This window comes from Streptomyces luteosporeus (assembly GCF_039532865.1).
In the GTDB taxonomy this organism is placed as follows: domain Bacteria; phylum Actinomycetota; class Actinomycetes; order Streptomycetales; family Streptomycetaceae; genus Streptomyces; species Streptomyces luteosporeus.
The window spans coordinates 318,578-341,907 of record NZ_BAAASL010000002.1; the positions used below are offsets into that span (position 1 = coordinate 318,578).

The window sequence follows — 23,330 nt, forward strand, 5'->3', positions numbered from 1 at the left end:
TGCGTCAGTCCAGTTCGAGGACGCGCGCGTGCAGCACCTGGCGCTGCTGGAGGGCGGCGCGCACGGCGCGGTGCAGCCCGTCCTCCAGGTAGAGGTCGCCCCGCCACTTCACGACGTGGGCGAAGAGGTCCCCGTAGAACGTCGAGTCCTCGGCGAGCAACGTCTCCAGGTCGAGCTGCTGCTTGGTTGTCACCAGCTGGTCAAGGCGTACCGGGCGAGGGGCAACATCCGCCCACTGGCGGGTGCTTTCCCGGCCGTGGTCGGGGTACGGCCGCCCGTTTCCGATGCGCTTGAAGATCACACGGAAAGCCTACCGGGCGAGCGGCTCCGAGCGCAGCCACGGCGCGGGAGTGCGATGGTGACAATCAGCCGCATACCGGGAGTGATGGATGGAACCCCTGAGCGAAATCGCCGCGGGATACGCCTTCTCCGGCCCGGCCCTGGAGCTGGGCGCCGTGCTCTGGGACGGTGCCTGCCATCCCGAGGTCCCCGTCCGGGTGCCGCTGTCCGTGCTCAACCGGCACGGTCTGGTCGCCGGCGCGACCGGTACGGGCAAGACGAAGACGCTGCAGCTGATGGCCGAGCAGCTCTCGGCCCACGGGGTGCCGGTCTTCCTCGCAGACATGAAGGGCGACCTCTCCGGCGTCTCCGCTCCGGGCGCCGAAGGGGCGGACGGCGAGAAGGCGCGGCAGCGGGCCGCGGAGGTGGGCCAGGAGTGGGCCCCGGCGGCCTGCCCGGCCGAGTTCTACGCGCTCGGCGGCCTCGGCGCGGGGATTCCGCTGCGGGCGACGGTCACCGACTTCGGGCCCGTCCTGCTGGCCAAGGTGCTGGGGCTGAACCGCACGCAGGAGCAGTCCCTCGGCCTGATCTTTCATTACGCCGACGCCAAGGGCCTGGAGCTGGTCGACCTCAAGGACCTGCGGGCCGTCGTCGCCTTCCTCACCTCCGACGAGGGCCGCCCGGAGCTGCGGGACATCGGCGGGCTGTCCACCCAGACCGCAGGCGTGATCCTGCGTTCGCTCACGGCCTTCGAGCAGGAGGGCGCGGGCGCGTTCTTCGGTGAGCCGGAGTTCGACAGCGCGGGCCTGCTGCGCACGGCGGCCGACGGGCGGGGGATGGTGTCCGTACTGGAACTGCCCGCCGTCCAGGACAGGCCGCGGCTGTTCTCCACGTTCCTGATGTGGCTGCTCGCCGACCTCTTCCACGGCCTGCCGGAGGTCGGCGACCTCGACAAGCCGAAGCTGGTGTTCTTCTTCGACGAGGCCCATCTGCTCTTCGACGGCGCCTCGAAGGAATTCCTGGAGTCGGTCACGCAGACCGTCCGGCTGATCCGCTCCAAGGGCGTGGGGGTCTTCTTCGTGACACAGTCGCCCAAGGACGTGCCCGGTGACGTCCTCGGCCAGCTCGGCAACCGCGTGCAGCACGCGCTGCGCGCCTTCACCCCGGACGACGCGAAGGCCCTGAAGGCGACGGTGCGGACGTTCCCCGTCTCCCCGTACGACCTCGAAGAGGTGCTGACCGGGCTCGGTACGGGCGAGGCCGTGGTCACCGTGCTGGGCGAGCAGGGCGCCCCCACGCCGGTGGCGGCCACCCGGCTGCGCGCCCCCTGCTCGCTGATGGGCCCGGTGGACGCGACGGCCCTGGCGGGGGCGGTGCGGATGTCGCCGCTGTACGAACGTTACGCACAGCCTGTGGACAGGGAATCGGCGTACGAGAAGCTCACCGCCGCGCAACCGCAGCCGCAAGCGCCGGCGCCCGCGCCGGAGCGGCCCGCGGAGGGCCCCGCGCAGCGCGCGGAACCCTCCGTCCTCGAACAGGTCGTCGGCAGCGGCATGTTCAAGTCCCTGGCGCGCTCCATCGGCACGCAGCTGGGCCGCGAGATCACGCGATCGGTGTTCGGAACGACGCGCCGCCGTCGCTAGCGGGCCGCCGGCTACTCGGCGATCTCCGTCCGCTCGAACCACTCGAAGACCTGAAGCCGGCCTTCGGCGGTGTCCGTGTGCCGCGGCGTGACCTTGAAGTGCTCGTACCCCGCGCGGTGCGGGATCTTCAGCTCGATGCCCGGGGGGACGATGGGGACGATCCGCGACGGCAGGTCGTCCGGGCCGCCTTCGAGGAATGCTTTGGGGCTGCTCATGGGGCCCAGTCTCCCGGCGGCCGGTGCCGACCCGCGGTGCGACGCGCCGTCGGCCGCGGTCGGCCGCTCACGCCTTCTTGACCCCTGCCTTCTTGGCGGCTCTTTTCACTTCCTGCTTGTAGGCACGGACCCTCTCCAGCGACTCCGGCCCGGTGATGTCGGCGACCGACCGGTACGAGCCCTCCTCGCCGTACGCCCCGGCCGCCTCGCGCCAGCCCCGCGGCCGTACCCCGAACTGCTTGCCCAGCAGCGCGAGGAAGATCTGGGCCTTCTGCTTGCCGAAGCCCGGGAGGTCCACCAGCCGCCCCAGCAGCTCCGGGCCGCTCGCCGCGTCCCGCCACACGGCGCTCGCCTCGCCGTCGTGATGCTCGACCAAGTACTGGCACAACTGCTGCACCCGTTTGGCCATCGACCCCGGGTACCGGTGCACGGCCGGCTTGCGCGAGAACAGCTCGACGAGGGCCTCGGGGTCGTACGCCGCGATCTCGTGCGCGTCGAGGTCGTCGCGCCCGAGCCGCTGCGCGAGGGTGTACGGCCCGGTGAAGGCCCACTCCATGGGGATCTGCTGGTCCAGCAGCATGCCCACCAGCGCGGCCAGCGGGCTGCGTGAGAGCAGCTCGTCGGCCGCGTCCTGCTGGGCGAGGTGCAGCGCACGGTCCATGCCCCGATGATCGCCCCTCGCGACGGTCACCACCACGCGACTCACTCCGGGTCGGCGACGAAGTCCTGCACCAGCTTGACGAACTCGTCCGGCCGCTCGAAGAACATCACGTGCCCGGCGTCGATCTCGGCGTACGTGCTGCCGGCGATGGCGGCGTGCAGCGCACGGCTGTGCTCCGCCGGCACGGTGGCGTCCTGGGTGCCGGCCACGACGAGCGTGGGGGCCTGGATGCGGGGCAGGTGCGCGCGGACGTCGACGCGGGTGTCGAGGTCGACGTGGCGCAGGGTGCCGGGGGTGGGCGGCAGGTTGGGCACCATCTCCTCGACCTGCTCGCGGCCTATCGCGTTGAGGAATCCGCGGCTGAAGCCGGTCATCGTCACGTACCGCCCGAACGCCTCGGGGTCCAGGTCGCCCAGGCGCTGCCACACGGCGAAGAAGTTGCGCAGGTATTCGTCGCCCTCGGTGTGCGCCCACCCGGCGACCAGGATCAGCCGGCGCACGAGGTCGGGGCGCAGGGCGGCGGCGGCCGCGACGACGGGGGCGCCCATCGAGAAGCCGAGCAGGTCCACCGGGCCCTCGCCGGCGTCCTCGATGACGGCCAGGACCTGCCGGGCGAGGCCGTCGACGGTCAGCGGCGCCCCCGCGTCCGTCGTGGCGCCGGCCCCGGAGAGGTCGGGGGTGATCACCGTGCGGTCGGTGGCGAGGCGCGGGGCGAGCTGCCCCCAGGTCAGGGCGGCCCCGGCCGAGCCGGTGCCGTGGACGAGGACGAGCGCGGGGCGGTGTGCGCCGGCGGTGGCGGCGGGGGTGCGCTCGTAGTGGACGAGGGCGTCGGCGACGGGGACGACGGGCATGGCGCTGCTCCTAAGACCGTGGTGGGAGGTGATGCCGCCGGGCGGTCGGTCGCCGCGGCACCACCGACATTGCCGCCTGCGGAAGGGTGCCGTAAGAGCCCTGCCGAACCTGGGACCGGCGGTCCCTGGTTCGCCGCGGGCCCGCCGTGCAGGATGATCACCATGACGATCGACCGCCCCCAGCTCTCCGCCTTCCTGCGCCGCTGCCGCGACCGGGTGCGCCCGCAGGACGTCGGCCTGGCCGCCGGGCCCCGCCGCCGTGCGCCGGGGCTGCGCCGCGAGGAGGTCGCCCAGCTCGCCGGGATGTCCGCCGACTACTACGTGCGGCTGGAGCAGGCCCGCGGCCCGCAGCCGTCCCCGCAGATGCTCGACGCCCTCGCGCGGGCGCTGCGGCTGACCGCGGACGAGCGCGACCACCTGTACCTGCTGGCCGGCCACCGCCCGCCCGCCGGCGCCGCGGCCGGCGACCACGTCGCCCCGGGGCTGCTGCACCTGCTGGACCGGCTGACCACCACCCCCGCCCAGGTGCTGAGCGACCTCGGCGACGTCCTGGCCCAGAACGCCGTGGCCCAGGCGCTGCTGGGCGGGGTGTGCACGGTCTCCGAGCACGGCCGCAACGTCGTCTGGCGCTGGTTCGCCGACCCGGCCGTACGCGCCGCGTACCCGGCGGACGACCACGACCGCTACAGCCGCATGCACGTCGCCGACCTGCGCGCGGCCACCGCCCGCCGCGCCGGCGACCCGGCCGCCGTACGCCTGGTGGCGCGGTTGCGGGAGGCCAGCGAGGAGTTCCGTGAGCTGTGGGAGCTGCACGAGGTGGCCGTGCGCCGGCACAGCCGCGTCCGTGTGCTGCACGACCTGATCGGGCCGGTCGAGCTGGACTGCCAGGTCCTGCTGGCGCCGGAGGGCGACCAGCGCCTGGTGCTGTACACGCCGCCGCCGGGCAGCGACACGGCGAGCCGGCTGGCGCTGCTGGAGGTCGTGGGGACGCCGCAGTTCACGAATGTCCCGTAGGAGATCTGGCATCACTTCACTCCCGGCCCTACCGTCGGCGCGAACGAGCAATTGTCATGTACAGCAGTCGCGTTGATCCGCCGAGAGGTGACGATGCACCCCCGAAGCAGACGCACCCCCGTTCCCACCCGCACCCGCACACGCCGGCGATTACTCGCCGCGCTCCTCGGCCTCCTGGCGGCCGCCGTCGCCGCCGGGCCCGCCGGGGCCGCGCCCGGTGACCAGGGGCGGGGCCGGCCACCGCTCGTCCAGCCGGTCGACCCGCAGCACTGGCGCAACCCGGACGCCATGACCTGGTCCGAGTACCGCGCCGTGCCCGGCACCGACTGGGCGAACCCCGCGACCAAGCCCACGCAGCGCACCTTCCGGGGCGCGCTGGTGCTGCTCGACTACCCCGACGAGGACTTCTCCGTCACCAAGGCCGCGGGCGCCGCGAAGTTCGGCAATCCGCTGCCGAGCGCCTCCGGCATTCCGCGCGCGCAGGTGCCGAAGTTCTACGAGGACTTCCTCAACAAGCCGGGCACGCTCAACCACGGCCACACCATCAACGAGTACTGGATGGAGGACTCCGGCGGGCGCCTCGGCGTCCAGCTGACGTCCTTCGGCGTCTACCGCATGCCGTGGAAGTCGTACCAGTACGGCATCGAGCCCGGCATGAACCCCGGCGCCTGCCCGGTCGGCGACACCTGCGGCAAGGACATCCGCGCCGACGGCAAGCGCGCCTGGGTCGCGGACGTGGGCGCGGAGAAGGCCGGCTCGTTCGACTTCGTCTTCTACCTCACCGCCGGCGTCGACGAGTCGTCCGCCTGGCAGGAGTTCGGGTCGATGCGCTTTCGCAGCGCGGCCGAGGTGCCCGCCACCTGGGGGCCGCCCTCGCCGCTGGCCTCCGGCCTGAACGCGGCCGCCACCCGGTACGTCCCGTGGACGTCCTGGCAGGCGGCGGCCCGCATCTGGCCCAACGCCGCGAACGGCTCCTCCACGCAGGCCGAGAGCTCCGGCATGGCCACCTTCGCCCATGAGCTCAGCCACATCCTGGGCATCGGCGACAACTACAACAACCCCTACGGCACGCCGCTGAGCCGCTCGTACACCGGCATCTGGGGCATGCTCTCGCGCGGTACCTTCAACGGACCCGGCGGCCCGCACACCCGCTGGCGGATCCCGGCCACCGCGGGCGGCTCGATGGGCGCCCAGCACGTGCTGCGGGACAAGATGAAGCTCGGCATCGTCGACGAGAAGAACGTCCTGCGCCTGGACCGCGACGCCCTCAAGGACTCCGGCCTCGTCGTCGCCCGCGTCACCGCCCGCTCCGCCCCGCCCGGCGAGAAGGGCCTGACCGGCATCAACGTCACCATGGGCCGCGACCTGTCGCCGTCCTGCGACCGCGCCACCGATCCGCTGTGCGACGGCGGCGGCTACGACAACTACACCGTCGAGGTCGTCGACCGCATGGGCATGGACTCCTTCACCCCCGACAACGGCGTGCTGATCAGCAAGACCAAGAACGCCGACCGCGCCCCCTTCGCCTGGGTGATCGACGCCCACCCGGAGGACATCGGCATGCTCGACTTCATCCGCCCCGACGGGACCCCGCAGAAGATCACCATGGGGGACTACCGGCAGCTCAGCGACGCCCTCTTCCACGCGGGCGCGGACTCCGGCAGCTCGTACGAGTACGTGGACGCGGCCAACCGCCTGCACTTCTACGTGCTGAACATCCAGCGGGACGCGCGCGGCGTGCTCTCCTACGACGTCGGCGTGAAGTCCCTCGACGGCGCCGGCCCGCAGGCCCGCGGTGTCGCCCTGGCCAGGGGCACCGCCCGCGGCCGCCCGGCCGGCGGCCGGGCCCTGTGCACGTTCGCCCTCGCCAACACCGGCCGCCCGGCGGCGGACGACGTCTACCGCCTGTCGGCCACCACGGCCGGCCGCGGCTGGTCCGCCTGGCTGCCCAACCGCCTGGCCACGGCCAAGGGCGGCGCGACCGTCCCGGTCGACGTCGCGGTGCAGGCCCGCTCCGACGCCGCCCGCACGGGCACGATCACCCTGACGGCCCGCTCGGAGAGCGACCCGTCGCGCACGGCTACTGCTACGTGCGCGGTGCGCAAGTAGGGAGCACCTTGGCGAGCATGAGGTCGAGGAACTGATCCGGGCGCCGGAAGGACGCGAAGTGACTGGCGTCCCGGATCAGTGCGAACTCCTTGACTGGCGCGGTCACGTCGTCGAACAGCCGCTTCGCCGGCCCGGGCGGGGTCAGCACATCCGCATCACCCTGGAAGACGAAGAAGGGAATCCGGAACTCGGTGCCTTCCTCCCACTCGTCGACCGCGACCGCTGCTAGCGCGAGCGGCTCGGAGAAGGCCATGGCCTTCAGGTAGGCCCGCAGGCCGCGCAGCGTGTGCAAGGGGGAGAACCACAGCGAGCGGATCACCACCGTCTTCATGGTGTCGTACGACAGCGCATCCGTGGTGAGGACGAGCTTGTTGTACGCCGAAAGCTGCTCGACGCTCCACTGCGCCTTGTCGGCCCCCATGGCGGTGACCGCGGCCAGTTCCTTCCGCTTCCCCTTTCCGGCGTGGCGGAGCCTGGCCACCAGCCCGTCGTACGCGGAGCGTTCGCGTCCGCCGGCGATGACGTTCTGGTCGGTGCCGACGTAGGCGGAGTACAGCTCGGGGTGGCTGCGGGCCAGGCGCAGCCCGAGGACGGTGCCGAAGGAGTTGGCGACGAGCACGACCCGGGGGACGCCGAGCCGGGTGCGGACGTACTCGGTGACCTCCAGGGCGTCCCGGTGGAGCTGTTCGAGGCTCATCTCCCCCTGGCCGGCCGGGCCGGTGGCGGCGAAGGTGCGCCCGGCCCCGCGCATGTCCCACCGCACGATCGTGAAGTGCCGCTCCCAGGCGCGGGTGCGGGGCAGGAAGACGAGGTTCGAGGCGCCGGGGCCGCCGAGGATCTCCAGGACGACCGGGTTGCGCAGGTCCTCGCCGCGGATGGACACCCACTGGTCGATGCCGCCGATGCGGACGAACCCGGACTCGTCGATGCCGTTCGGCGTGGTGATGCGCAGCCGCTCGGCGAGTGCGGCGCGCCGGAGCGCGCGGTGCCCCAGCAGACCGGCGGCGGGCGCGGCGAGGACGGCGGCGGAGGCGGCGAGGACGGTGGCGAGCATGACGGATCCCCCAACTGTTTACGGCGTCAGCAGTTGTGTTTACGGTATATACAATTGCGGGAGATGTCGAGGGGACGACTGGAGGACCCGATGGCCAAGGACAAGCCCCGTGATCTGCGCACGGCCATGGCGCTGCTGTGGGGCGAACAGGACAGGCCGACCCGCGGCCCCAAACCGAGCCTGACCCCGCACCGCATTGCCGGGGCCGCCGTCGCCCTCGCCGACGCCGAAGGCCTGGACGCCGTCTCCATGAGCAAGGTCGCCGCCGAGTTCGGGGTCTCGGCGATGGCGCTGTACCGCTACGTGCCCGGCAAGACGGAACTGGTCGAGCTGATGGTCGAGTACGTCCTCGCCGAAGCCCCCGACCTTTCGGCGGCGGGAAGCGGCTGGCGCCCGCGGATCGCCGAATGGGCCCGCCGCTCGGCCGCCGTCCATCACGCCCACCCCTGGCTCCTCGCCGCCACCGCGGCCCGCCGCCAGCTCATGGGCCCGCATCAGCTCGCCTGGCTGGACGCGGCCCTCGCCGCCCTGGAACCCACCGGCCTGTCCGCATCCGAACAGCACCGCGTTTTCGTCCTCGTCGCCGGCCTGGTGCGCACCCACGCCCAGGAACAGGCCGACTTCGACGAGGAGCGCGCCCAGGAGTGGAACGCCCTCACCGGCGACCTCCTCACCCGGCACGCCCCCCGCTTCCCGGCCCTGACCCGCGCCATAGCGGCAGGAGCCTTCGCCGCGGAAGGCCCCGACCCCCTGGAATTCGGCCTCGCCCGCCTCCTCGACGGCGTCCAGGCCCTCATCGACGCCGATCGGACGGCGGGCCGCGTGGCCCCGTGAAGGACCTGGTGGTCCGGGCCGGACGGTCGGGCTCCACCCAAATGATGGTAACGGTTTTCATCTAGAGTTGATATGACAATCGTTTCCATTTACCTTCGGGGCGAGTCCCCGCACGCCGGTATGGGTCGCAGAGCCACCGGCACCGCCCGAAGGAGCCCCCCATGCCCACCGCCGCCACGTCCCGATCCCACCGGCCGTCCGCGCGGGCCGTCCTCGTCGCCGCCGTGGCGGCCCTGACGGCCGCGACTGCCACCGCCTGCTCGACCTCGTCCTCGACCGACGCGAAGGCAAGCGGCAGCGCGTCGGCCGCGAGCGGATCCGGTTCCGGCAAGAAGATCGAGGTGGTGGCGGCGGAGAACTTCTGGGGCAGCATCGCCGCGCAGCTCGGCGGCGATCGTGTGCACGTCACCAGCATCATCGCCAGCCCCGACGCCGACCCGCACGACTACGAGCCCAAGGCCGCCGACGCCCGCGCCGTGGCCGGTGCCCGGTACGCGATCGTCAACGGCATCGGCTACGACGGCTGGGCCGACAAGCTTCTCGCCGCCAACCCGGCCGGCGGACGCACCGAGCTGAAGGTCGGCGACCTGGTGGGCGTCAAGCCCGGCGGCAACCCGCACCGCTGGTACTCGCCGGACGACGTCCACAAGGTCATCGAGAGGATCACCGGCGACTACAAGAAGGCCGCCCCCGCCGACGCCGCCTACTTCGACCAGCGGAAGACCGCCTACGAGAGCAAGGACCTCGCCCCGTACACCAAGCTCATATCGGAGATAAAGAGCAAGTACGCGGGCACGCCGATCGGCGCCTCGGAGTCCATCGTCGCCCCGCTCGCCGACGGGCTCGGGCTGAAGATGCTCACCCCCGAGACCTTCCTCGATGCCACGAGCGAGGGCACCGACCCCACGGCCAAGGACAAGGCCACCATCGACGACCAGATCAAGAACAAGCAGATCAAGATCTACGTCTACAACAGCCAGAACTCCACGCCCGACGTGCAGGCGCAGGTCAAGGAGGCCAAGGACGCGGGCATCCCGGTGGCCACCGTCACCGAGACCCTGGCACCCGCCGGTGCCACCTTCCAGCAGTGGCAGACCGCCCAGCTCCAGGGCATCGCAGAGGCCCTGGCCAAGGCCACCGGGCGATGATCGGGGCCATGGAGCCGGCAGTCCGGGCCGCCGAGGCCCGGCTCCCTGCCTCTCGGCAGGCGGCCGAACCCGTGCTCGAACTGCGCGACGCCGCCGTGCGCGTGGCGGGCCGCACCCTGTGGGCGGGGGTGGATCTCACCGTCGGGGCGGGGGAGTTCACCGCCGTCCTCGGTCCCAATGGAGTCGGCAAGTCCACCCTGGTCAAGGTGGTGCTCGGGGCACACCCCCTCGCCGCGGGCGAGGTGCGCGTCCTGGGGGCCCGTCCCGGTCGGGCCGGCCACCGCATCGGCTATCTGCCGCAGCGCCGCAGCTTCGACGCCTCGATGCGGATCCGCGGCATCGACGTGGTCCGCCTGGGTATGGACGGCGACCGCTGGGGTGTGCCGCTGCCCCTTCCCGGCCCGCGCCGCCGGGCCGCCCGCGACCGCGTCGCCGAGGTCATCGAGCTGGTGGGGGCGACCGCCTACGCCGGCCGGCCCGTCGGGGAGTGCTCCGGCGGTGAACAGCAGCGGATCCTCATCGCGCAGGCCCTCGTCCGGCGTCCGCAACTCCTGCTGCTGGACGAACCCTTGGACAGCCTCGACCTCTCCCACCAGGGCGGAGTCGCCGCGTTGATCGGACGCATCTGCCAACAGGAGGGTGTGGCCGTGCTGATGGTGGCGCACGACGTGAATCCGATACTGCACCACCTCGACCGGGTCGTGTACCTCGCCGAGGGCGGTTCCGCCACCGGCACTCCACAGGAAGTGATCACGTCCGAGACCCTGACGGGACTGTACGGCGCTCCGGTCGAGGTGCTGCGCGCATCCGACGGGCGACTGGTCGTGGTCGGGCGGCCCGAGTCCGCGGTGGGCGGTCATGGCACCTGCTGACCCGCTCTGGACGTGGAACCTCGCCGACGACATCCGGCAGATGTGGTCGTACCCGTTCATGGTCAACGCCTTCCGCGCGGGCGCGATCGTGGCCGTGGTCTCCGCGGCGGTCGGGTGGTTCGTGGTGCTGCGGCGGCAGACGTTCGCCGCGCACACCGTCTCCGCCGTCGCCTTCCCCGGCGCCGCCGGGGCCGTGCTCCTCGGAGTCGGCGCGGTCTGCGGCTACTTCACGCTCTGCCTCGCCGCGGCCCTGGTCATCGCGGCCCTGCGCGGCAGCGGCGACCGTGAGGAATCCGCACTGACCGGAACCGTGCAGGCCTTCCTCCTCGCCTGCGGGTATCTCTTCACCGCCCTCTACAAGGGACTGCTGGAGGGGCCGCAGACGATCCTCTTCGGCACGTTCCTGGGCATCACCACCACCCAGGTGACCGTCCTGCTCGGCGTGGGCGTCGCCGTGCTCGCGGCGCTGGTGCTCATCGGCCGGCCGCTGCTGTTCGCCTCCGTCGACCCGCGGGTGGCCGCCGGGCGCGGCGTCCCGGTGCGGGCGCTGTCCATCGCGTTCCTCGTGCTGCTCGGGGCGGCGACCGCCGAGGCGAGCCAGATCACGGGCACGCTGCTGGTCTTCGCCCTGATGGTGATCCCCGCCGCCACCGCGCAGGCGCTCACCGCCCGTCCGGCGGCGAGTCTGCTGCTGGCCGTGGTGCTGGCCCTCGCGGCCACCTGGGCGGGGCTGATCGCCGCGTACTACTCGCCCTATCCCCTGGGGTTCTTCGTGACCTCGTTCGCCTTCGCCGGATACGTCCTCGCCCGGGGAGCCGGTCTGGCGCTGCGTGCGCTGCGCGCGGCCCTGCCGGGCCGGCCGACCGGGGAGGTCGCGTCATGACGCCGCTGTCCCAGCCGTTCTTCCAGCACGCTCTCCTCGCCGGGTCGCTGGTCGCGGCCGCGTGCGGCCTGGTCGGCTACTTCCTCGTGCTGCGTGCCCAGGTGTTCACTGCCGACGCGCTGAGCCACGTCGCGTTCACCGGCGCCATGGCCGCGCTCGCCGTCGGCTTCGACCTGCGGCTGGGGCTGTTCGCCGCGACGATCGCCATCGCGCTGCTCTTCGGCGCGCTCGGCCGCCGGGCCCGCCCGGACGACGTCGTCATAGGGAGCGTCTTCTCCTGGGTCCTGGGTGTGGGCGCGTTCTTCGTCACCCTCTACGCCACGTCGCGCAGCACGGCCGACGGCACCGCGGGCGTCAGCGTCCTGTTCGGCTCGATCTTCGGCATTTCCGCGGCGCACGCGGTGACGTCCGCTCTGCTGGCCGGAGTTGTCTGCCTGGTGATGCTGACCGCTGCCCGCCCGCTGCTGTTCGCCACGGTGGACGAAGCCGTGGCCGCGGCCCGTGGCGTTCCGGTCCGGCTGCTCGGTTTCGGCTTCCTCGCCGTGGCCGGGGCCAGTGCCGCCGAGGCCACCCAGGCGGTCGGCTCCCTGCTGCTGCTCGGCCTGCTCGCCGCCCCCGCCGGCGCCGCGATCCGGCTGACGGACCGTCCGTACCGGGCGCTCGCCCTCTCCACGGGCCTTGCGGTGGCGGAGATGTGGGTGGGATTGTTCGGCTCGTACGCGGTGCCGCAGATGCCACCGAGCTTCGCCGTCATGGCCGCTGCCACCGCCGTCTACGCCGCCACCTTCCTCATACGGCGCCCTGTCCCGCGTATTCGCTGAGGCATGAGCGGAGGAGCACCGCGATGGCAGACAACCGACCGCAGGCACCTGTCCACGACGTGGCGCTGATCGGTCGCGCAACACAGCAGCGCGCCGTGGTGCTGGGAGCCCTTGTCGTGATGGAAGGTTTCATCAGTGCCCAGGCCCTGCACAAGCGGCTGGTGAGCGACGGTTCGCCCGTCGGTCTCTCCACCGTCTACCGCACCCTCACGGCGCTGGCCGAGGCCGGTCGCGCGGACGTCGTCCGCGACACCAACGGCGAGCGGCTCTTCCGCCACCGGCCCGGCCCCGACCACCGCCACTACCTGATCTGCACCGAGTGCGGGCTCAGCCTGCCCGTCGAATCCGGCCCCGTGGAGAAATGGGCGAACCGGATCGCCCGGACCTCGGGGTTCGCCGACGTCCGGCACGCCCTCGAACTCTCCGGCGTCTGCCCGGACTGCGGCCGGAGGGAGGACCAGCCGCCGGCACCCTGAAGGTCACAGGCACCTGGAAGGCTCAGTGGTCGTCCCAGTGCCCGTCGTGCTGGGCATGACGGTGCCCGTCGTGGACGTAGTCCACGTGGTCGCCGTGCGGCACGGCGACGTGCCCGCATCCCGGCTGGTGCTGGTGGGCGTGGTCCTGGTGAACGGTGTGGCCGGTCGGCTCGCACTCGTCGGTGTGGTCCTCGTGGATCCGGTGCAGGTGCCCGTCGTGGGCGTAGTCGACGTGGTCGCTGTGCGGTACGGCGACGTGTCCGCAGCCGGCACCGTGCTGATGGGTGTGGTCCGCGTGAGAAGTGTGAGTGCCAGTCGGCATGACGACCCCTTCCCTTCGTTCCCCCGCCTGGTCGGTTTCTTTCCGACGGGAGAGCCTGCCCCTCCAGTCTCGACCGTGCCGGGGAATCACAAAAGTCGTCACAGGTCGGCCGGAAACCTTCCACGAATCCGGCGACCGGCGGGCTGCTTGCGCCTCCTCGCCGTCACTATCCGCGTCCGGCCCCTTGCGGACGGGAACCGGTCGGGTGTTCGCTCGGATGGAGAGCCGTACGACCCAAGAAGGAGCGCTGATCATGACCGTTCACACGCCGGCTCCGACATGCGGGGCGGACTGCACCTGTGGTCCGGGCTGCAGCTGCGGATGCCAGTCCGGTGGCTCGTGCCAGTGCGGCGGTTAGCCGACACCACCCGCTGTGCCGAAGGCCACAACGTGACAGATACCGGCGTCCTTTCGCCGAGTGCCGTCCCGCCGGGTCGACCCCGGCGGGACGGCTGACATCGGGACGGCTGACGTCCGGGCCTCGTGCGGGAGCGCTCAGGCGCGGGCGTGCTCCGGCTCATGGTCGTGCTCGCATGCGGCGCCCTCGTCCAGACCGTGGACGTCCCAGGCGGGGAACGGATCGGACCAAGACGTTCCCGCCTCGTCCGGCCGTACGAGGCAGGCGGACAGCGCCTGTCGCAGCGCCTCCGGGCGCAACTCCGTACCGATGAAGGCGAGCTCCTGGCCCTGCCCGCCGTGCTCGCGGGTGCCGGCGGGCTCGAACCGGGCCACGGCTCCGGCCTGCGACCACAGCCCGGTCACCCGGTCGCGTCCGGCCAGCCAGAAGAACCCCTTGGAGCGCAGCACGTGGCCGTAGGCCCCGGAGTCGAGCCCTTCGGTGACGAACGCCCACAGCCGCTCGGGATGGAAGGCCCGCTCGGCCCGGAACACCATCGAGGAGATGCCGTATTCCTCGGTCTCGGGGGTGTGGTCGCCGTTCAGCTCCTTGACCCAGCCGGGAGCCTGCTGGGCGCGGTCCAGGTCGAAGAGGCCGGTGCCGAGGATCGCCGACGGATCCACCCGGCCGTGCTCGGCCGGCACGACGCGAGCGGCCGGGTTGAGGCGGGCGAGCACCGCCCGCAGCCGCTCGGCGTCCGCCTCGGCGACCAGGTCGAGCTTGTTGACCACGATGACGTCGGCGAACTCGACCTGGTCCATGAGGAGGTCGCTCACCGTCCGCTCGTCGTCCTCGTACTGGTCGAGGCCGCGCTCCGCCAGGCCGTCGCCGTCCGCGAGCTCGATGAGGAAGTTCGCGGCGTCGACGACGGTGACCATGGTGTCGAGCCGGGCGAGGTCGCCGAGCGTCGCGCCGTCGTCCCTGGGGAAGGCGAAGGTGGCGGCGACGGGCATCGGCTCGGAGATCCCGCTGGACTCGATGAGCAGGTAGTCGAAGCGGCCTTCGCGGGCCAGCCGGTCCACTTCCTCGAGGAGATCGTCCCGCAGGGTGCAGCAGATGCAGCCGTTGGTCATCTCGACCAGGCGCTCCTCGGTCCGCGACAACGCGCCCTCTCCGCCCCGCACCAGCGCGGCGTCGATGTTGATCTCGCTCATGTCGTTGACGATCACGGCGACGCGCAGTCCGTCGCGGTTGGCGAGGACATGGTTGAGCAGGGTCGTCTTGCCCGCGCCGAGGAACCCCGACAGGACGGTCACCGGCAGCCGGTGGTGGTCGGCCATGGCCCGTCAGCCCTCCGGGCGCAGCAGCCCGCGCTCGTACGCCTTCAGCAGGCGCTGTGGCACCAGATACACGGAGCCGTCGACGGTGAACGGCACCAGCTGGGGCGTGCTCGACTTCCACTGGGCGCGGCGGTGACGGGTGTTCGAGCGGGACATCTTCCGCTTGGGTACGGCCATGGGAACGGGACCTCCGTCGTCGGGTGGGTGCCCGGCACGCTACATGAAAACGGGAACCATTACCAAGGAGGGGGCGAACTGCAGCCGGGAACGCAGAAGGCCCCGGCCGGTTTCCCGGTCGGGGCCTTCAAGTGCCCGGTGAGGCACTGGCGGAGGATACGAGATTCGAACTCGTGAGGGGTTGCCCCCAACACGCTTTCCAAGCGTGCGCCCTAGGCCTCTAGGCGAATCCTCCGCCGCAAACAATACAAGACTCCGGGCAGTGCTCGCGAACCTGTTCCCGGCGAGGGGGTCCCGAGGGGGTCCGGCGGGGTCCTCGGGAGGGTGGGGGTGGCCGAGCATGCCCCGGCATCCGCTAGGCTTGGGGCCAAGCCCCTCACGTGGCGCTATCTCACCCAACTCCCCCAGGGCCGGAAGGCAGCAAGGGTAAGTGGGCTCTGGCGGGTGCGTGAGGGGCCCTTGTATTTCCTGGGGCCGTCCGCGGCCGTTGCGCCCCGTGTGCCGGTGAGCGAAATCTGTGACGGAAGCCACTTGTCAGTGGGGCCCGATATCGTCGTAGGTGTGTCGTCCCTCGCGCTCTACCGCCGCTACCGCCCCGAGTCCTTCGCAGAGGTCATCGGGCAGGAGCATGTCACCACCCCGCTGCAGCAGGCGCTGCGGAACAACCGGGTCAACCACGCGTACCTGTTCAGTGGGCCGCGCGGCTGCGGCAAGACGACCAGTGCCCGCATCCTCGCCCGCTGCCTGAACTGCGAGAACGGGCCGACGCCCACCCCCTGCGGCGAGTGCCAGTCCTGCCGTGACCTGGCGCGCAACGGCCGGGGCTCCATCGACGTGATCGAGATCGACGCCGCCTCCCACGGTGGTGTCGACGACGCCCGCGAGCTGCGCGAGAAGGCCTTCTTCGGCCCCGCCTCCAGCCGCTACAAGATCTACATCATCGACGAGGCCCACATGGTCACCTCGGCGGGCTTCAACGCCCTGCTGAAGGTCGTCGAGGAGCCGCCGGAGCACCTGAAGTTCATCTTCGCGACCACCGAGCCCGAGAAGGTCATCGGCACCATCCGCTCGCGCACCCACCACTACCCGTTCCGGCTGGTGCCCCCGGGCACCCTGCGCGAGTACCTGGGGCAGGTCTGCGAGCAGGAGAAGATCCCCGTCGAGGACGGCGTGCTGCCCCTGGTCGTGCGCGCCGGCGCCGGCTCCGTGCGTGACTCCATGTCCGTCATGGACCAGCTGCTCGCCGGCGCCGACGAGGCCGGTGTGACATACGCCATGGCGACGTCCCTCCTCGGCTACACCGACGGCTCCCTGCTGGACGCCGTCGTCGACGCCTTCGCCGCCGGCGACGGCGCGGCCGCCTTCGAGGTCGTCGACCGCGTCGTCGAGGGCGGCAACGACCCCCGCCGCTTCGTCGCCGACCTGCTGGAGCGCCTGCGCGACCTCGTGATCATCGCCGCCGTGCCCGACGCCGTCGAGAAGGGCCTCATCGACGCCCCCGTCGACGTCGTCGAGCGCATGCAGGCCCAGGCCTCCGTCTTCGGTGCCGCCGAGCTCAGCCGCGCCGCCGACCTCGTCAACCAGGGCCTGACGGAGATGCGCGGCGCCACCTCGCCGCGCCTGCAGCTGGAGCTGATCTGCGCCCGCGTGCTGCTGCCGGCCGCCTTCGACGACGAGCGGTCGGTACGGGCCCGGCTCGACCGCCTGGAGCGGGGCATGGGCCCTGCCACCGCGATGCCGCCGGTGGGGTACGTCCCCGGTCCCGACGCCCACGCGCCGCTGCCCGCCGGCCTCTCGGGCCGGGCGGCGGCCCGCGCGGCCGTGGCGGGCACGCAGGGTGCGAACGGTGCGAACGGCGCGCAGGGCGCGCCGCAGACGGCGGGTGCGGGTGGCCCTGCGGCGCACGGCGGTGCGGACGCGGGCGCCGGTGGCCCGGCGGGCCAGGCGCCCGCAGGCGCGCCGTCCGGCGCCTGGCCGGCGGCCGGTGGGCCGGGCGCTGGGGCCAGTGGCCCTGCAGGCCAGGCTGCTGCGACCGCGCCGTCCGGCGCCTGGCCGGCGGCCGGTGCGGCCTCGGGCCAGGGCGCCGCGGCCTCGCCGCAGCAGCCGGCTCCGTCCCCTGCCGGTGGCGGCCAGCCTGCCGGGGCCTGGCCCACCGGGGCCTCACCGGCCCCTGCGGGCGCCCCCGCGCAGCCGCCCGCCGAAGGCGGCGGCGGCTCGCGCCCCGGCGCTTGGCCGGCGGCGGCCGCGCCGGGTTCGGGCCCCGCCCAGGCCCCTGCGCAGGCTCCCGCAGGTGCGTGGCCGACGGCAGCCGCGCCCGGTTCCGGCCCCGCCAAGCCGTCCGCGTCGTCCGCAGCGCCTGCCGGCGCCTGGCCGACGGCGGCCGCGCCCGGTTCGGGCCCCGCCGCAGGCGGCGGGGCGCCGGCCGCCGCGCCCGCACCCGCGCCCGCCACGGGCGCCCCGGTGCCCGTTCAGGGCGACGCCACCCAGGCCCGCCAGCTGTGGCCGAACATCCTGGAGGCGGTCAAGAACCGTCGCCGTTTCACGTGGATCCTGCTCAGCCAGAACGCCCACGTCTCCGGCTTCGACGGCAGCACCCTCCAGGTCGGCTTCGCCACCGCCGGTGCCCGCGACAGCTTCGCCAACAGCGGCAGCGAGGACGTCCTGCGCCAGGCCCTCGGCGACCTCGGCCTGCAGTGGCGCCCCGAGCTGCTGGTCGACCCCTCCGGTGGCGCCGGCGGCGGCGCCCCCGCCCCCGTAGCGGCAGCGCCGTCGTACGCCCGTCCCGCCGCCCCCGCCGCCCCCGCGGCCCCCGCGCCGCCTCCGGCGGCCCCGGCTCCCGTGCGGCCCCAGGCCGCCCCGGCGGCCCCGCCCGCGCAGCCGTACCGGGAGGCGGAGGCGGCTCCGCCGCCGGTGCCGATCGAGGAGGACGTGCCCGCCGAGGACGATCCGGACCTCGACGACACCGCCCTCACCGGTCACGACCTGATCGTCCGCGAGCTCGGCGCGACCGTCATCGAGGAAATCCCCCACGAGTAATCGCGAGCGAAACCGCAGGTGAGCGGGGTGCCGGGGTCGTCCCCGGCGCCCGGTTCGCACGGCGTGGGGCGCGCCGCGCGGCGAGCACGTAGGCTCGGCTACGCAGTAGCAGTACGCCGTAGTCGTCGACAGTGCAGGAGCCGATCGTGTTCCCCGGTGGTGGTCAGCCCAACATGCAGCAGCTGCTCCAGCAGGCCCAGAAAATGCAGCAGAACCTCGCCGCGGCCCAGGAGGAGCTGGCCCGCACCCTGGTCGAGGGCACGGCGGGCGGCGGGCTGGTCAAGGCCACCGTCACCGGTGCCGGTGAGCTCCAGGGCCTGGTCATTGACCCGAAGGCCGTGGACCCGGAGGACACCGAGACCCTGGCCGACCTCGTCCTCGCCGCCGTCCGCGACGCCACGGCGAGCGCCCAGGAGATGCAGGAGCAGAAGCTGGGCCCGCTGACCCAGGGCCTGGGCGGCATCCCCGGCCTCCCCTTCTGACCCTTCTGACAACCCCATAACCACATCCCGAGAAGGAGCACCGATCCGTGTACGAAGGCGTGGTCCAGGACCTCATCGACGAGCTGGGCAGGCTGCCCGGCGTCGGTCCCAAGAGCGCGCAGCGGATCGCCTTCCACATCCTCCAGGCCGAGCCGGCCGACGTCCGCCGGCTCGCCCACGCACTCACCGAGGTCAAGGCGAAGGTGCGGTTCTGCGTGGTCTGCGGCAACGTGGCGCAGGAGGAGCGTTGCCGCATCTGCCAGGACCCGCGCCGCGATCCGGCCGTGATCTGTGTGGTGGAGGAGCCCAAGGACGTCGTCGCGATCGAGCGGACCCGAGAGTTCCGCGGCCGGTACCACGTTCTCGGCGGGGCGATCAGCCCCATCGAGGGCGTCGGCCCGGACGACCTGCGCATCCGCGAGCTGCTGGCACGGCTCGCGGACGGCACGGTCACCGAGCTGATCCTGGCCACCGACCCCAACCTCGAGGGCGAGGCGACGGCCACGTACCTCGCGCGCATGGTGAAGCCCATGGGACTGAAGGTCACCCGGCTGGCCAGCGGTCTTCCCGTGGGTGGGGACCTTGAATACGCCGACGAGGTCACGCTGGGGCGTGCCTTCGAAGGGAGAAGACTTCTCGATGTCTGACGCAACCCTGCACGACGCGAAGCGCGACCCCGACGACTTCGTCGTCTCCATCGCCGACTCGGTCGAGAGCTTCATCGTCGCCGTCACCGAGGTCTCCCGCGGTGACGAACCCGACAGCGCCGTGCCTTTCCTGCTCCTGGAGCTCTCCCAGCTCCTGCTGACCGGCGGCCGGCTCGGCGCCCACGAGGACTTCGTCCCCGACGAGCGCTACGAGCCCGACGTCGGCCCCGAGCCGGACGTCGACGAACTGCGCGAGCGCTTCGCGACCATGCTCGACCCCATCGACGTCTACTCCGAGGTCTTCGACCCGTACGTGCCGCGCAGCGCGCCGGTCGCCTCCCGCATCTCCGACGACCTCGCCGACATCATCACCGACCTGCGCCACGGCATGGCCCACTACCGCAACGGCCGCGTCAACGAGGCCCTGTGGTGGTGGCAGTTCTCCTACCTCTCCAACTGGGGCCCCACCGCCTCCGCCTGCCTGCGCGCCCTGCAGTCCCTCGTCGCCCACGTCCGCCTCGACCAGCCCCTCGCCGAACTCGACGGCCTCGACACCGACGCCATCGACCCCGAGGAACAGCTCGCCGAGGAGGCCGGCCGCGTCATGGCCGCCGAGATCGGCGGCCCGCACCTGTCCCGGCGGGCGGCGCGGGAGGGCTGAGCCGCCCGTCGAGCAACACGTCGAGCAGCACCTCCGGCTCGACGAACGGCGCCACCCGCGTGGGCGGCGAGCACCAGCTCAGCGGCCACGTGTTGCCCGCGCCCGGCAGTGCCGGTACGCCGACGTACGCGATCGTGCGCGGCCCGCTCAGCCGCTCCACGTCCGCAGGCCACGTGTAGTCGTCGGCGCTGTTGGGCGGCAGGAGGAAGTACGTCCAGCCGCCCCCCTTCTCCTCGTACACGACCGCCCCCGCATCCCCGGGCGCGACGAGCTCACGCAACCGCGCGGCAACGGCCCGCCCGTACGGACCGGGCATGCGGACGACGTCGAAATGCACTCCGCAACGCCACAGGTGGTGGCCGCGGACGGGTACCCAGTCGGGGCGGTAGGCGGGCACGGCGCCCGTGGGGGGAATTTCTTCTGTCACGCCCGCCACGATCTGTGATCGCACCTAGTCTGCTCAGTGACATCGCCTGTACGGATCCGGGGTGTACGACGCCGCCGGGGGAGCGGTACGAGGGCGGGTGTCGAACCGCGGCTACCGGGGAAAGCCGGAGGAGAAGACATGTCGGGCGACAGGCAAGCGCAGTCCAGGTCGGCGACGATGCGGATGTTCGGCGTACTGCTGCAGGGCCTGCGCAGACGCGCAGGCGTCAGCCGCGAGCAGCTGGCGGAAGCGGCGCGGTACTCGGTGGACCTGATCTGTTCGGTCGAGCAGGGACGGCGCAGGCCGTCGGCCCAGCTGATCGAAGCGGCGGAGGAACTCCTCGACGCGGGCGGGTTGTTGCGGGATGCGGCGCGGCACATTGTGCAGAGCAAGTTCCCCGACTGGTTCGAGGAGTACGCGCGGTATGAAGCGGAGTGCGCGTCGCTGGGGATCTACCAGAATCATGTGCTCCCTGGTCTGTTCCAGACCGAGGAGTACGCGCTGGCGGTGTTCCGCAGTGGCCGGCCAGTGCTCGATGACGAGGAGATCGAGGAGCGGTCGTTGGCTCGCATGGAACGCCAGCAGCTGCTGACGCGTACTCCGTCCGCGATGATCAGTGCTGTCCTTGAGCAGGTCACGCTGGAACGTTGGATCGGGGGCAAAGAAGTCATGCGCGGTCAGCTACGACGGCTGATTGAGCTGTCCGAGCTTCGCAATATCGACATCCAGGTCATGCCGACCCGCAGGGAGACGCACGCCGGGCTCGCTGGGCCGATGTATGTGCTGGAGTCTCGGGATCACCAACGGATCGTGTACTTCGAGGGCCAGAAGGGCAGCGTGATGCTCTCTGACCCGAAGGATGTCTCAGACCTGAACCTGCGCTATGCCATTCTGCGATCACAGGCGCTCACCCCTGAGGACTCGGTGAGTTTGATCGAGAAGATGCGGGGAGAGTTGTGAACACCAAGTCGCGAATAGCCGACTGCGAAGACTTGGACTGGTTCAAGTCGAGCTACAGCGATGAAGGCGGGGAAGCGTGCGTCGAGGTTGCCTTCGACTGGCGTAAGTCCAGCTACAGCGGCAACGGCGGTGAAGCGTGCGTCGAGGTAGCCGCCACGTCCCCCCACACCATCCACGTTCGGGACTCGAAGCTCGGGGCTCAAGCGCCGAGGGTCGACGTGCCGGCTGCCTCCTGGGCGGCGTTCCTCGGCTTCCTCGTCGGCGCTTGAGCTTCGGGAAGACCCGAGCTCCGAGATCCGAGCGCTGCTTTCAAGGAATGGGCGGTGGGGAGTTCTCTCCCACCCACCCGCCCAAGTAACTTTCCGTGATCCGCTTGCGACACGCGGTACGGACGCCCTAGCGTGCGCAGCAACAAACAACCCCGGCCGGTGCTACCAACACCGAACCGGGGTCTGACCTACAAGATCGAAGTGGACTCGATCCGTGGCTACTGCCAACTCTAGTGTCGTCCTGCCTGCCCCGTCACACCCCATGGCGAACCCCGGCTTCGGGAAGCACAGCGCGCCGGACCGGGCGCCGCCGGGCGCGCACGACTTCGTACATCTGCCCAAGCGTGAGGCGGCGATTGCCGCGTTCATCGACCGGTTGCCCGAGGGCGCGGCGATGGACGTGAAGACGCTGGCCAAGGTGCTGCCGGACTACGGGCAGCAGGCGTGCCGGACGGCGATCCGGCGGTTGCGCGAGGCCGGACACGTGTTCCTCCGTCAGGTGGCCGCGAAGACCGCGGCCGGGGTGCGGTGGGTGACGCTGACGTTCTTCTCGCGGACGGCGCGTTCGCAGGCGTGGTGGGAGGAGCGGGTGGGGGAGCACCCGGAGGCGCGTCCCGCCCCCGAGCCGGAACCCGTACGGCCGCAGCCGCAGCCGCAGCCGCAGGCGCTGCCGTCCCGCGCGTACCAGGTGCTGGCGCGGCTGCGCCACGCCGAACCCCGCCTGACCCTGTCCGCCGCCGAGTGCGAGGCACTCGAACCGCTCGCCGCGCAGTGGCTGGACCGCGACGCGACAGCCGAACAGCTGACGGCGGCGGTGACGGCCGGCCTGCCGCAGCACGTACACCACCCGGCCGGACTCGTGGGCAAACGCCTGGCGGTCAAGATGCCCCCGGTTCCGATCAGGCACCTGGTGCCGGCACCCCCGGCCCCACGCGCCGTACCGGACACGTTCCGTGCCGCCGACGACGCGAAGCCGGTGGCCCACAGCCGCCACGCGGACAAGTGCCGCGCGGCAGCAGGCTTCCCGCTGAAGAACCGAAGGAGCCAACCGTGACCAGTGAACCCGTTCCCCGACGCGTAGTGCAGCTGCTGTGCACCGGTTGCGAGGAGCCGGGACGCTCGGATGCCATGCCCGGCGGCCTGTGCCGGAAGTGCCGCCTGGAGGACGTCCCTTCCACGTTCCGACCGGCGGCAAATGACGCCGACGTCAGCCGTACATGACCACTCGTAGGCCGCAGATGTCGGTGGAGGAGTTCGAGGAGTTCTCCCGCAGGGCGCCGGAGAACGTACGGCTTGAGTTCATCGACGGAAGGGTTGAGGTCAAGCGGCCACCGGACGGTAATCACGGTGAGATCACCATGTGGCTGCTGACGCAGTGCATGCAGCAGCGACCGGATCTTGCCCTCTATCCGGAGCGGGGGCTGAAGGTCGAGACCTACCGCAAGGGGCGGGCGCGCACGGATGGCGCCCTCGCGCCTCGGAAGTACTTCGCCGGGCAGGGGGAGTGGGCCGACCCCGATGGCGTGCTGATGACGGTCGAGATCACGTCCCACGATTTCGACACCGAGCGTCGGGACCGCATCGAGAAGCCCGACGGCTATGCGGCTGCGGGCATCCCGGTGTTTCTGCTCGTCGACCGCGACCGCTGTGAGGTCACCGTGCACACGGAACCGGCGAAGGGGAAGTACTGCCGCGTTGCGACGCACCCCTTCGGCGCCCGCGTCGAGATCCCCGACCCCGTCGGCATCGTCCTGGAGACGGAGGCGCTGAAGGAGTTCGCCGACTAGGACGGGTCCGGCGGGGCCGTCCCGG

26 protein-coding genes, 1 tRNA gene and 1 other RNA gene are annotated in these 23,330 nt (G+C 71.9%); 18 read left to right on the forward strand and 10 right to left on the reverse strand.

From position 1 onward, the window contains the following. Positions 1-4 precede the first annotated feature (4 nt). Complete coding sequence (locus tag ABD361_RS03565) at positions 5-301, reverse strand: type II toxin-antitoxin system VapB family antitoxin (RefSeq protein ID WP_004929488.1); 297 nt, start codon at positions 299-301, stop codon at positions 5-7. An 88-nt stretch (positions 302-389) separates the two neighbouring features. On the opposite strand from ABD361_RS03565, the gene ABD361_RS03570 reads away from it, so the two are divergent. Further along, positions 390-1,922 carry a helicase HerA-like domain-containing protein gene (locus tag ABD361_RS03570; RefSeq protein ID WP_344433163.1) on the forward strand — a complete coding sequence of 511 codons (1,533 nt, stop codon included), beginning with the start codon at positions 390-392 and terminating at the stop codon, positions 1,920-1,922. Positions 1,923-1,933: 11 nt separating this feature from the next. Here the strand turns inward: ABD361_RS03570 and ABD361_RS03575 are convergent, their stop codons facing one another. From ABD361_RS03575 to ABD361_RS03585, 3 genes are all read right to left on the reverse strand, one after another. Next, complete coding sequence (locus ABD361_RS03575) at positions 1,934-2,137, reverse strand: DUF5988 family protein (RefSeq protein WP_344433164.1); 204 nt, start codon at positions 2,135-2,137, stop codon at positions 1,934-1,936. A 67-nt stretch (positions 2,138-2,204) separates the two neighbouring features. Then, complete coding sequence (locus ABD361_RS03580) at positions 2,205-2,798, reverse strand: HhH-GPD-type base excision DNA repair protein (protein WP_344433165.1); 594 nt, start codon at positions 2,796-2,798, stop codon at positions 2,205-2,207. A gap of 41 nt (positions 2,799-2,839) precedes the next feature. Then, complete coding sequence (locus ABD361_RS03585; RefSeq protein WP_344433166.1) at positions 2,840-3,649, reverse strand: alpha/beta fold hydrolase; 810 nt, start codon at positions 3,647-3,649, stop codon at positions 2,840-2,842. Positions 3,650-3,811: 162 nt separating this feature from the next. On the opposite strand from ABD361_RS03585, the gene ABD361_RS03590 reads away from it, so the two are divergent. After that, on the forward strand, positions 3,812-4,663 hold the full coding sequence (locus tag ABD361_RS03590) for a helix-turn-helix transcriptional regulator (RefSeq protein WP_344433167.1): 852 nt from the start codon (positions 3,812-3,814) through the stop codon (positions 4,661-4,663). A 93-nt stretch (positions 4,664-4,756) separates the two neighbouring features. Continuing rightward, complete coding sequence (locus tag ABD361_RS03595) at positions 4,757-6,772, forward strand: M6 family metalloprotease domain-containing protein (RefSeq protein WP_344433283.1); 2,016 nt, start codon at positions 4,757-4,759, stop codon at positions 6,770-6,772. Here the strand turns inward: ABD361_RS03595 and ABD361_RS03600 are convergent. Further along, positions 6,750-7,826 carry an alpha/beta fold hydrolase gene (locus ABD361_RS03600; RefSeq protein WP_344433168.1) on the reverse strand — a complete coding sequence of 359 codons (1,077 nt, stop codon included), beginning with the start codon at positions 7,824-7,826 and terminating at the stop codon, positions 6,750-6,752. The genes ABD361_RS03595 and ABD361_RS03600 overlap by 23 nt on opposite strands. 63 nt (positions 7,827-7,889) lie before the next feature. On the opposite strand from ABD361_RS03600, the gene ABD361_RS03605 reads away from it, so the two are divergent. From ABD361_RS03605 to ABD361_RS03630, 6 genes are all read left to right on the forward strand, one after another. After that, positions 7,890-8,660: a TetR/AcrR family transcriptional regulator gene (locus ABD361_RS03605; RefSeq protein ID WP_344433170.1), complete on the forward strand. Its 771-nt coding sequence runs from the start codon at positions 7,890-7,892 to the stop codon at positions 8,658-8,660. 161 nt (positions 8,661-8,821) lie between these two features. Next, a complete protein-coding gene (locus ABD361_RS03610) occupies positions 8,822-9,808 on the forward strand; it encodes a metal ABC transporter solute-binding protein, Zn/Mn family (protein ID WP_344433171.1) in 987 nt (328 codons plus the stop codon). Between the two features lie 8 nt (positions 9,809-9,816). Then, positions 9,817-10,680 carry a metal ABC transporter ATP-binding protein gene (locus tag ABD361_RS03615; protein WP_344433172.1) on the forward strand — a complete coding sequence of 288 codons (864 nt, stop codon included), beginning with the start codon at positions 9,817-9,819 and terminating at the stop codon, positions 10,678-10,680. After that, complete coding sequence (locus ABD361_RS03620) at positions 10,667-11,563, forward strand: metal ABC transporter permease (RefSeq protein ID WP_344433173.1); 897 nt, start codon at positions 10,667-10,669, stop codon at positions 11,561-11,563. The genes ABD361_RS03615 and ABD361_RS03620 overlap by 14 nt, the downstream gene beginning before the upstream one ends. Next, positions 11,560-12,384 carry a metal ABC transporter permease gene (locus tag ABD361_RS03625; RefSeq protein WP_344433175.1) on the forward strand — a complete coding sequence of 275 codons (825 nt, stop codon included), beginning with the start codon at positions 11,560-11,562 and terminating at the stop codon, positions 12,382-12,384. Before ABD361_RS03620 ends, ABD361_RS03625 begins: the two co-directional genes overlap by 4 nt. Before the next feature lie 23 nt (positions 12,385-12,407). Beyond that, entirely contained in the window at positions 12,408-12,860 is a 453-nt protein-coding gene (locus ABD361_RS03630) for a Fur family transcriptional regulator (RefSeq protein ID WP_344433176.1), read from the forward strand. Positions 12,861-12,882: 22 nt separating this feature from the next. Here the strand turns inward: ABD361_RS03630 and ABD361_RS03635 are convergent, their stop codons facing one another. The 4 genes from ABD361_RS03635 to ABD361_RS03650 all read right to left on the reverse strand — a co-directional run bounded on the left by ABD361_RS03635 (position 12,883) and on the right by ABD361_RS03650 (position 15,271). Further along, a complete protein-coding gene (locus tag ABD361_RS03635; RefSeq protein ID WP_344433177.1) occupies positions 12,883-13,182 on the reverse strand; it encodes a hypothetical protein in 300 nt (99 codons plus the stop codon). Between the two features lie 495 nt (positions 13,183-13,677). Then, positions 13,678-14,859, reverse strand: coding sequence for a GTP-binding protein (locus ABD361_RS03640; protein ID WP_344433178.1), 1,182 nt, complete (start codon positions 14,857-14,859; stop codon positions 13,678-13,680). A gap of 6 nt (positions 14,860-14,865) precedes the next feature. Next, positions 14,866-15,036 carry a 50S ribosomal protein L32 gene (gene rpmF / locus ABD361_RS03645; protein ID WP_344433179.1) on the reverse strand — a complete coding sequence of 57 codons (171 nt, stop codon included), beginning with the start codon at positions 15,034-15,036 and terminating at the stop codon, positions 14,866-14,868. A 147-nt stretch (positions 15,037-15,183) separates the two neighbouring features. Beyond that, positions 15,184-15,271: transfer RNA gene (locus ABD361_RS03650), tRNA-Ser, on the reverse strand. A gap of 133 nt (positions 15,272-15,404) precedes the next feature. Between ABD361_RS03650 and ffs the strand changes: the two genes are divergently transcribed. The 5 genes from ffs to ABD361_RS03675 all read left to right on the forward strand — a co-directional run bounded on the left by ffs (position 15,405) and on the right by ABD361_RS03675 (position 19,862). Then, positions 15,405-15,499: signal recognition particle sRNA small type (gene ffs, locus ABD361_RS03655), an RNA gene on the forward strand. Positions 15,500-15,597: 98 nt separating this feature from the next. Beyond that, a complete protein-coding gene (locus tag ABD361_RS03660) occupies positions 15,598-18,072 on the forward strand; it encodes a DNA polymerase III subunit gamma and tau (protein WP_344433180.1) in 2,475 nt (824 codons plus the stop codon). 146 nt (positions 18,073-18,218) lie between these two features. After that, on the forward strand, positions 18,219-18,554 hold the full coding sequence (locus ABD361_RS03665; protein ID WP_344433284.1) for a YbaB/EbfC family nucleoid-associated protein: 336 nt from the start codon (positions 18,219-18,221) through the stop codon (positions 18,552-18,554). Positions 18,555-18,601: 47 nt separating this feature from the next. Then, positions 18,602-19,201: a recombination mediator RecR gene (recR, locus tag ABD361_RS03670; protein ID WP_344433181.1), complete on the forward strand. Its 600-nt coding sequence runs from the start codon at positions 18,602-18,604 to the stop codon at positions 19,199-19,201. Further along, the gene (locus tag ABD361_RS03675; protein ID WP_344433182.1) at positions 19,194-19,862 is read left to right on the forward strand and encodes a DUF5063 domain-containing protein; all 669 of its coding nucleotides are present in this window, start codon (positions 19,194-19,196) and stop codon (positions 19,860-19,862) included. The genes recR and ABD361_RS03675 overlap by 8 nt, the downstream gene beginning before the upstream one ends. On the opposite strand, the gene ABD361_RS03680 is transcribed toward ABD361_RS03675, so the two are convergent. Beyond that, positions 19,804-20,289 carry a hypothetical protein gene (locus ABD361_RS03680; RefSeq protein WP_344433183.1) on the reverse strand — a complete coding sequence of 162 codons (486 nt, stop codon included), beginning with the start codon at positions 20,287-20,289 and terminating at the stop codon, positions 19,804-19,806. The two genes, ABD361_RS03675 and ABD361_RS03680, sit on opposite strands and share 59 nt — an antisense overlap. Positions 20,290-20,427: 138 nt before the next feature. Here ABD361_RS03680 and ABD361_RS03685 point away from each other — a divergent pair, with 138 nt between their 5' ends. The 4 genes from ABD361_RS03685 (at position 20,428) to ABD361_RS03700 (ending at position 23,305) form a co-directional block, all read left to right on the forward strand. Next, entirely contained in the window at positions 20,428-21,249 is an 822-nt protein-coding gene (locus ABD361_RS03685) for a helix-turn-helix domain-containing protein (protein ID WP_344433184.1), read from the forward strand. After that, on the forward strand, positions 21,246-21,518 hold the full coding sequence (locus ABD361_RS03690) for a DUF397 domain-containing protein (RefSeq protein WP_344433185.1): 273 nt from the start codon (positions 21,246-21,248) through the stop codon (positions 21,516-21,518). The genes ABD361_RS03685 and ABD361_RS03690 overlap by 4 nt, the downstream gene beginning before the upstream one ends. Before the next feature lie 214 nt (positions 21,519-21,732). Then, positions 21,733-22,572 carry a hypothetical protein gene (locus ABD361_RS03695; RefSeq protein WP_344433186.1) on the forward strand — a complete coding sequence of 280 codons (840 nt, stop codon included), beginning with the start codon at positions 21,733-21,735 and terminating at the stop codon, positions 22,570-22,572. A gap of 184 nt (positions 22,573-22,756) precedes the next feature. Further along, complete coding sequence (locus ABD361_RS03700) at positions 22,757-23,305, forward strand: Uma2 family endonuclease (RefSeq protein WP_344433187.1); 549 nt, start codon at positions 22,757-22,759, stop codon at positions 23,303-23,305. Positions 23,306-23,330 lie beyond the last annotated feature (25 nt).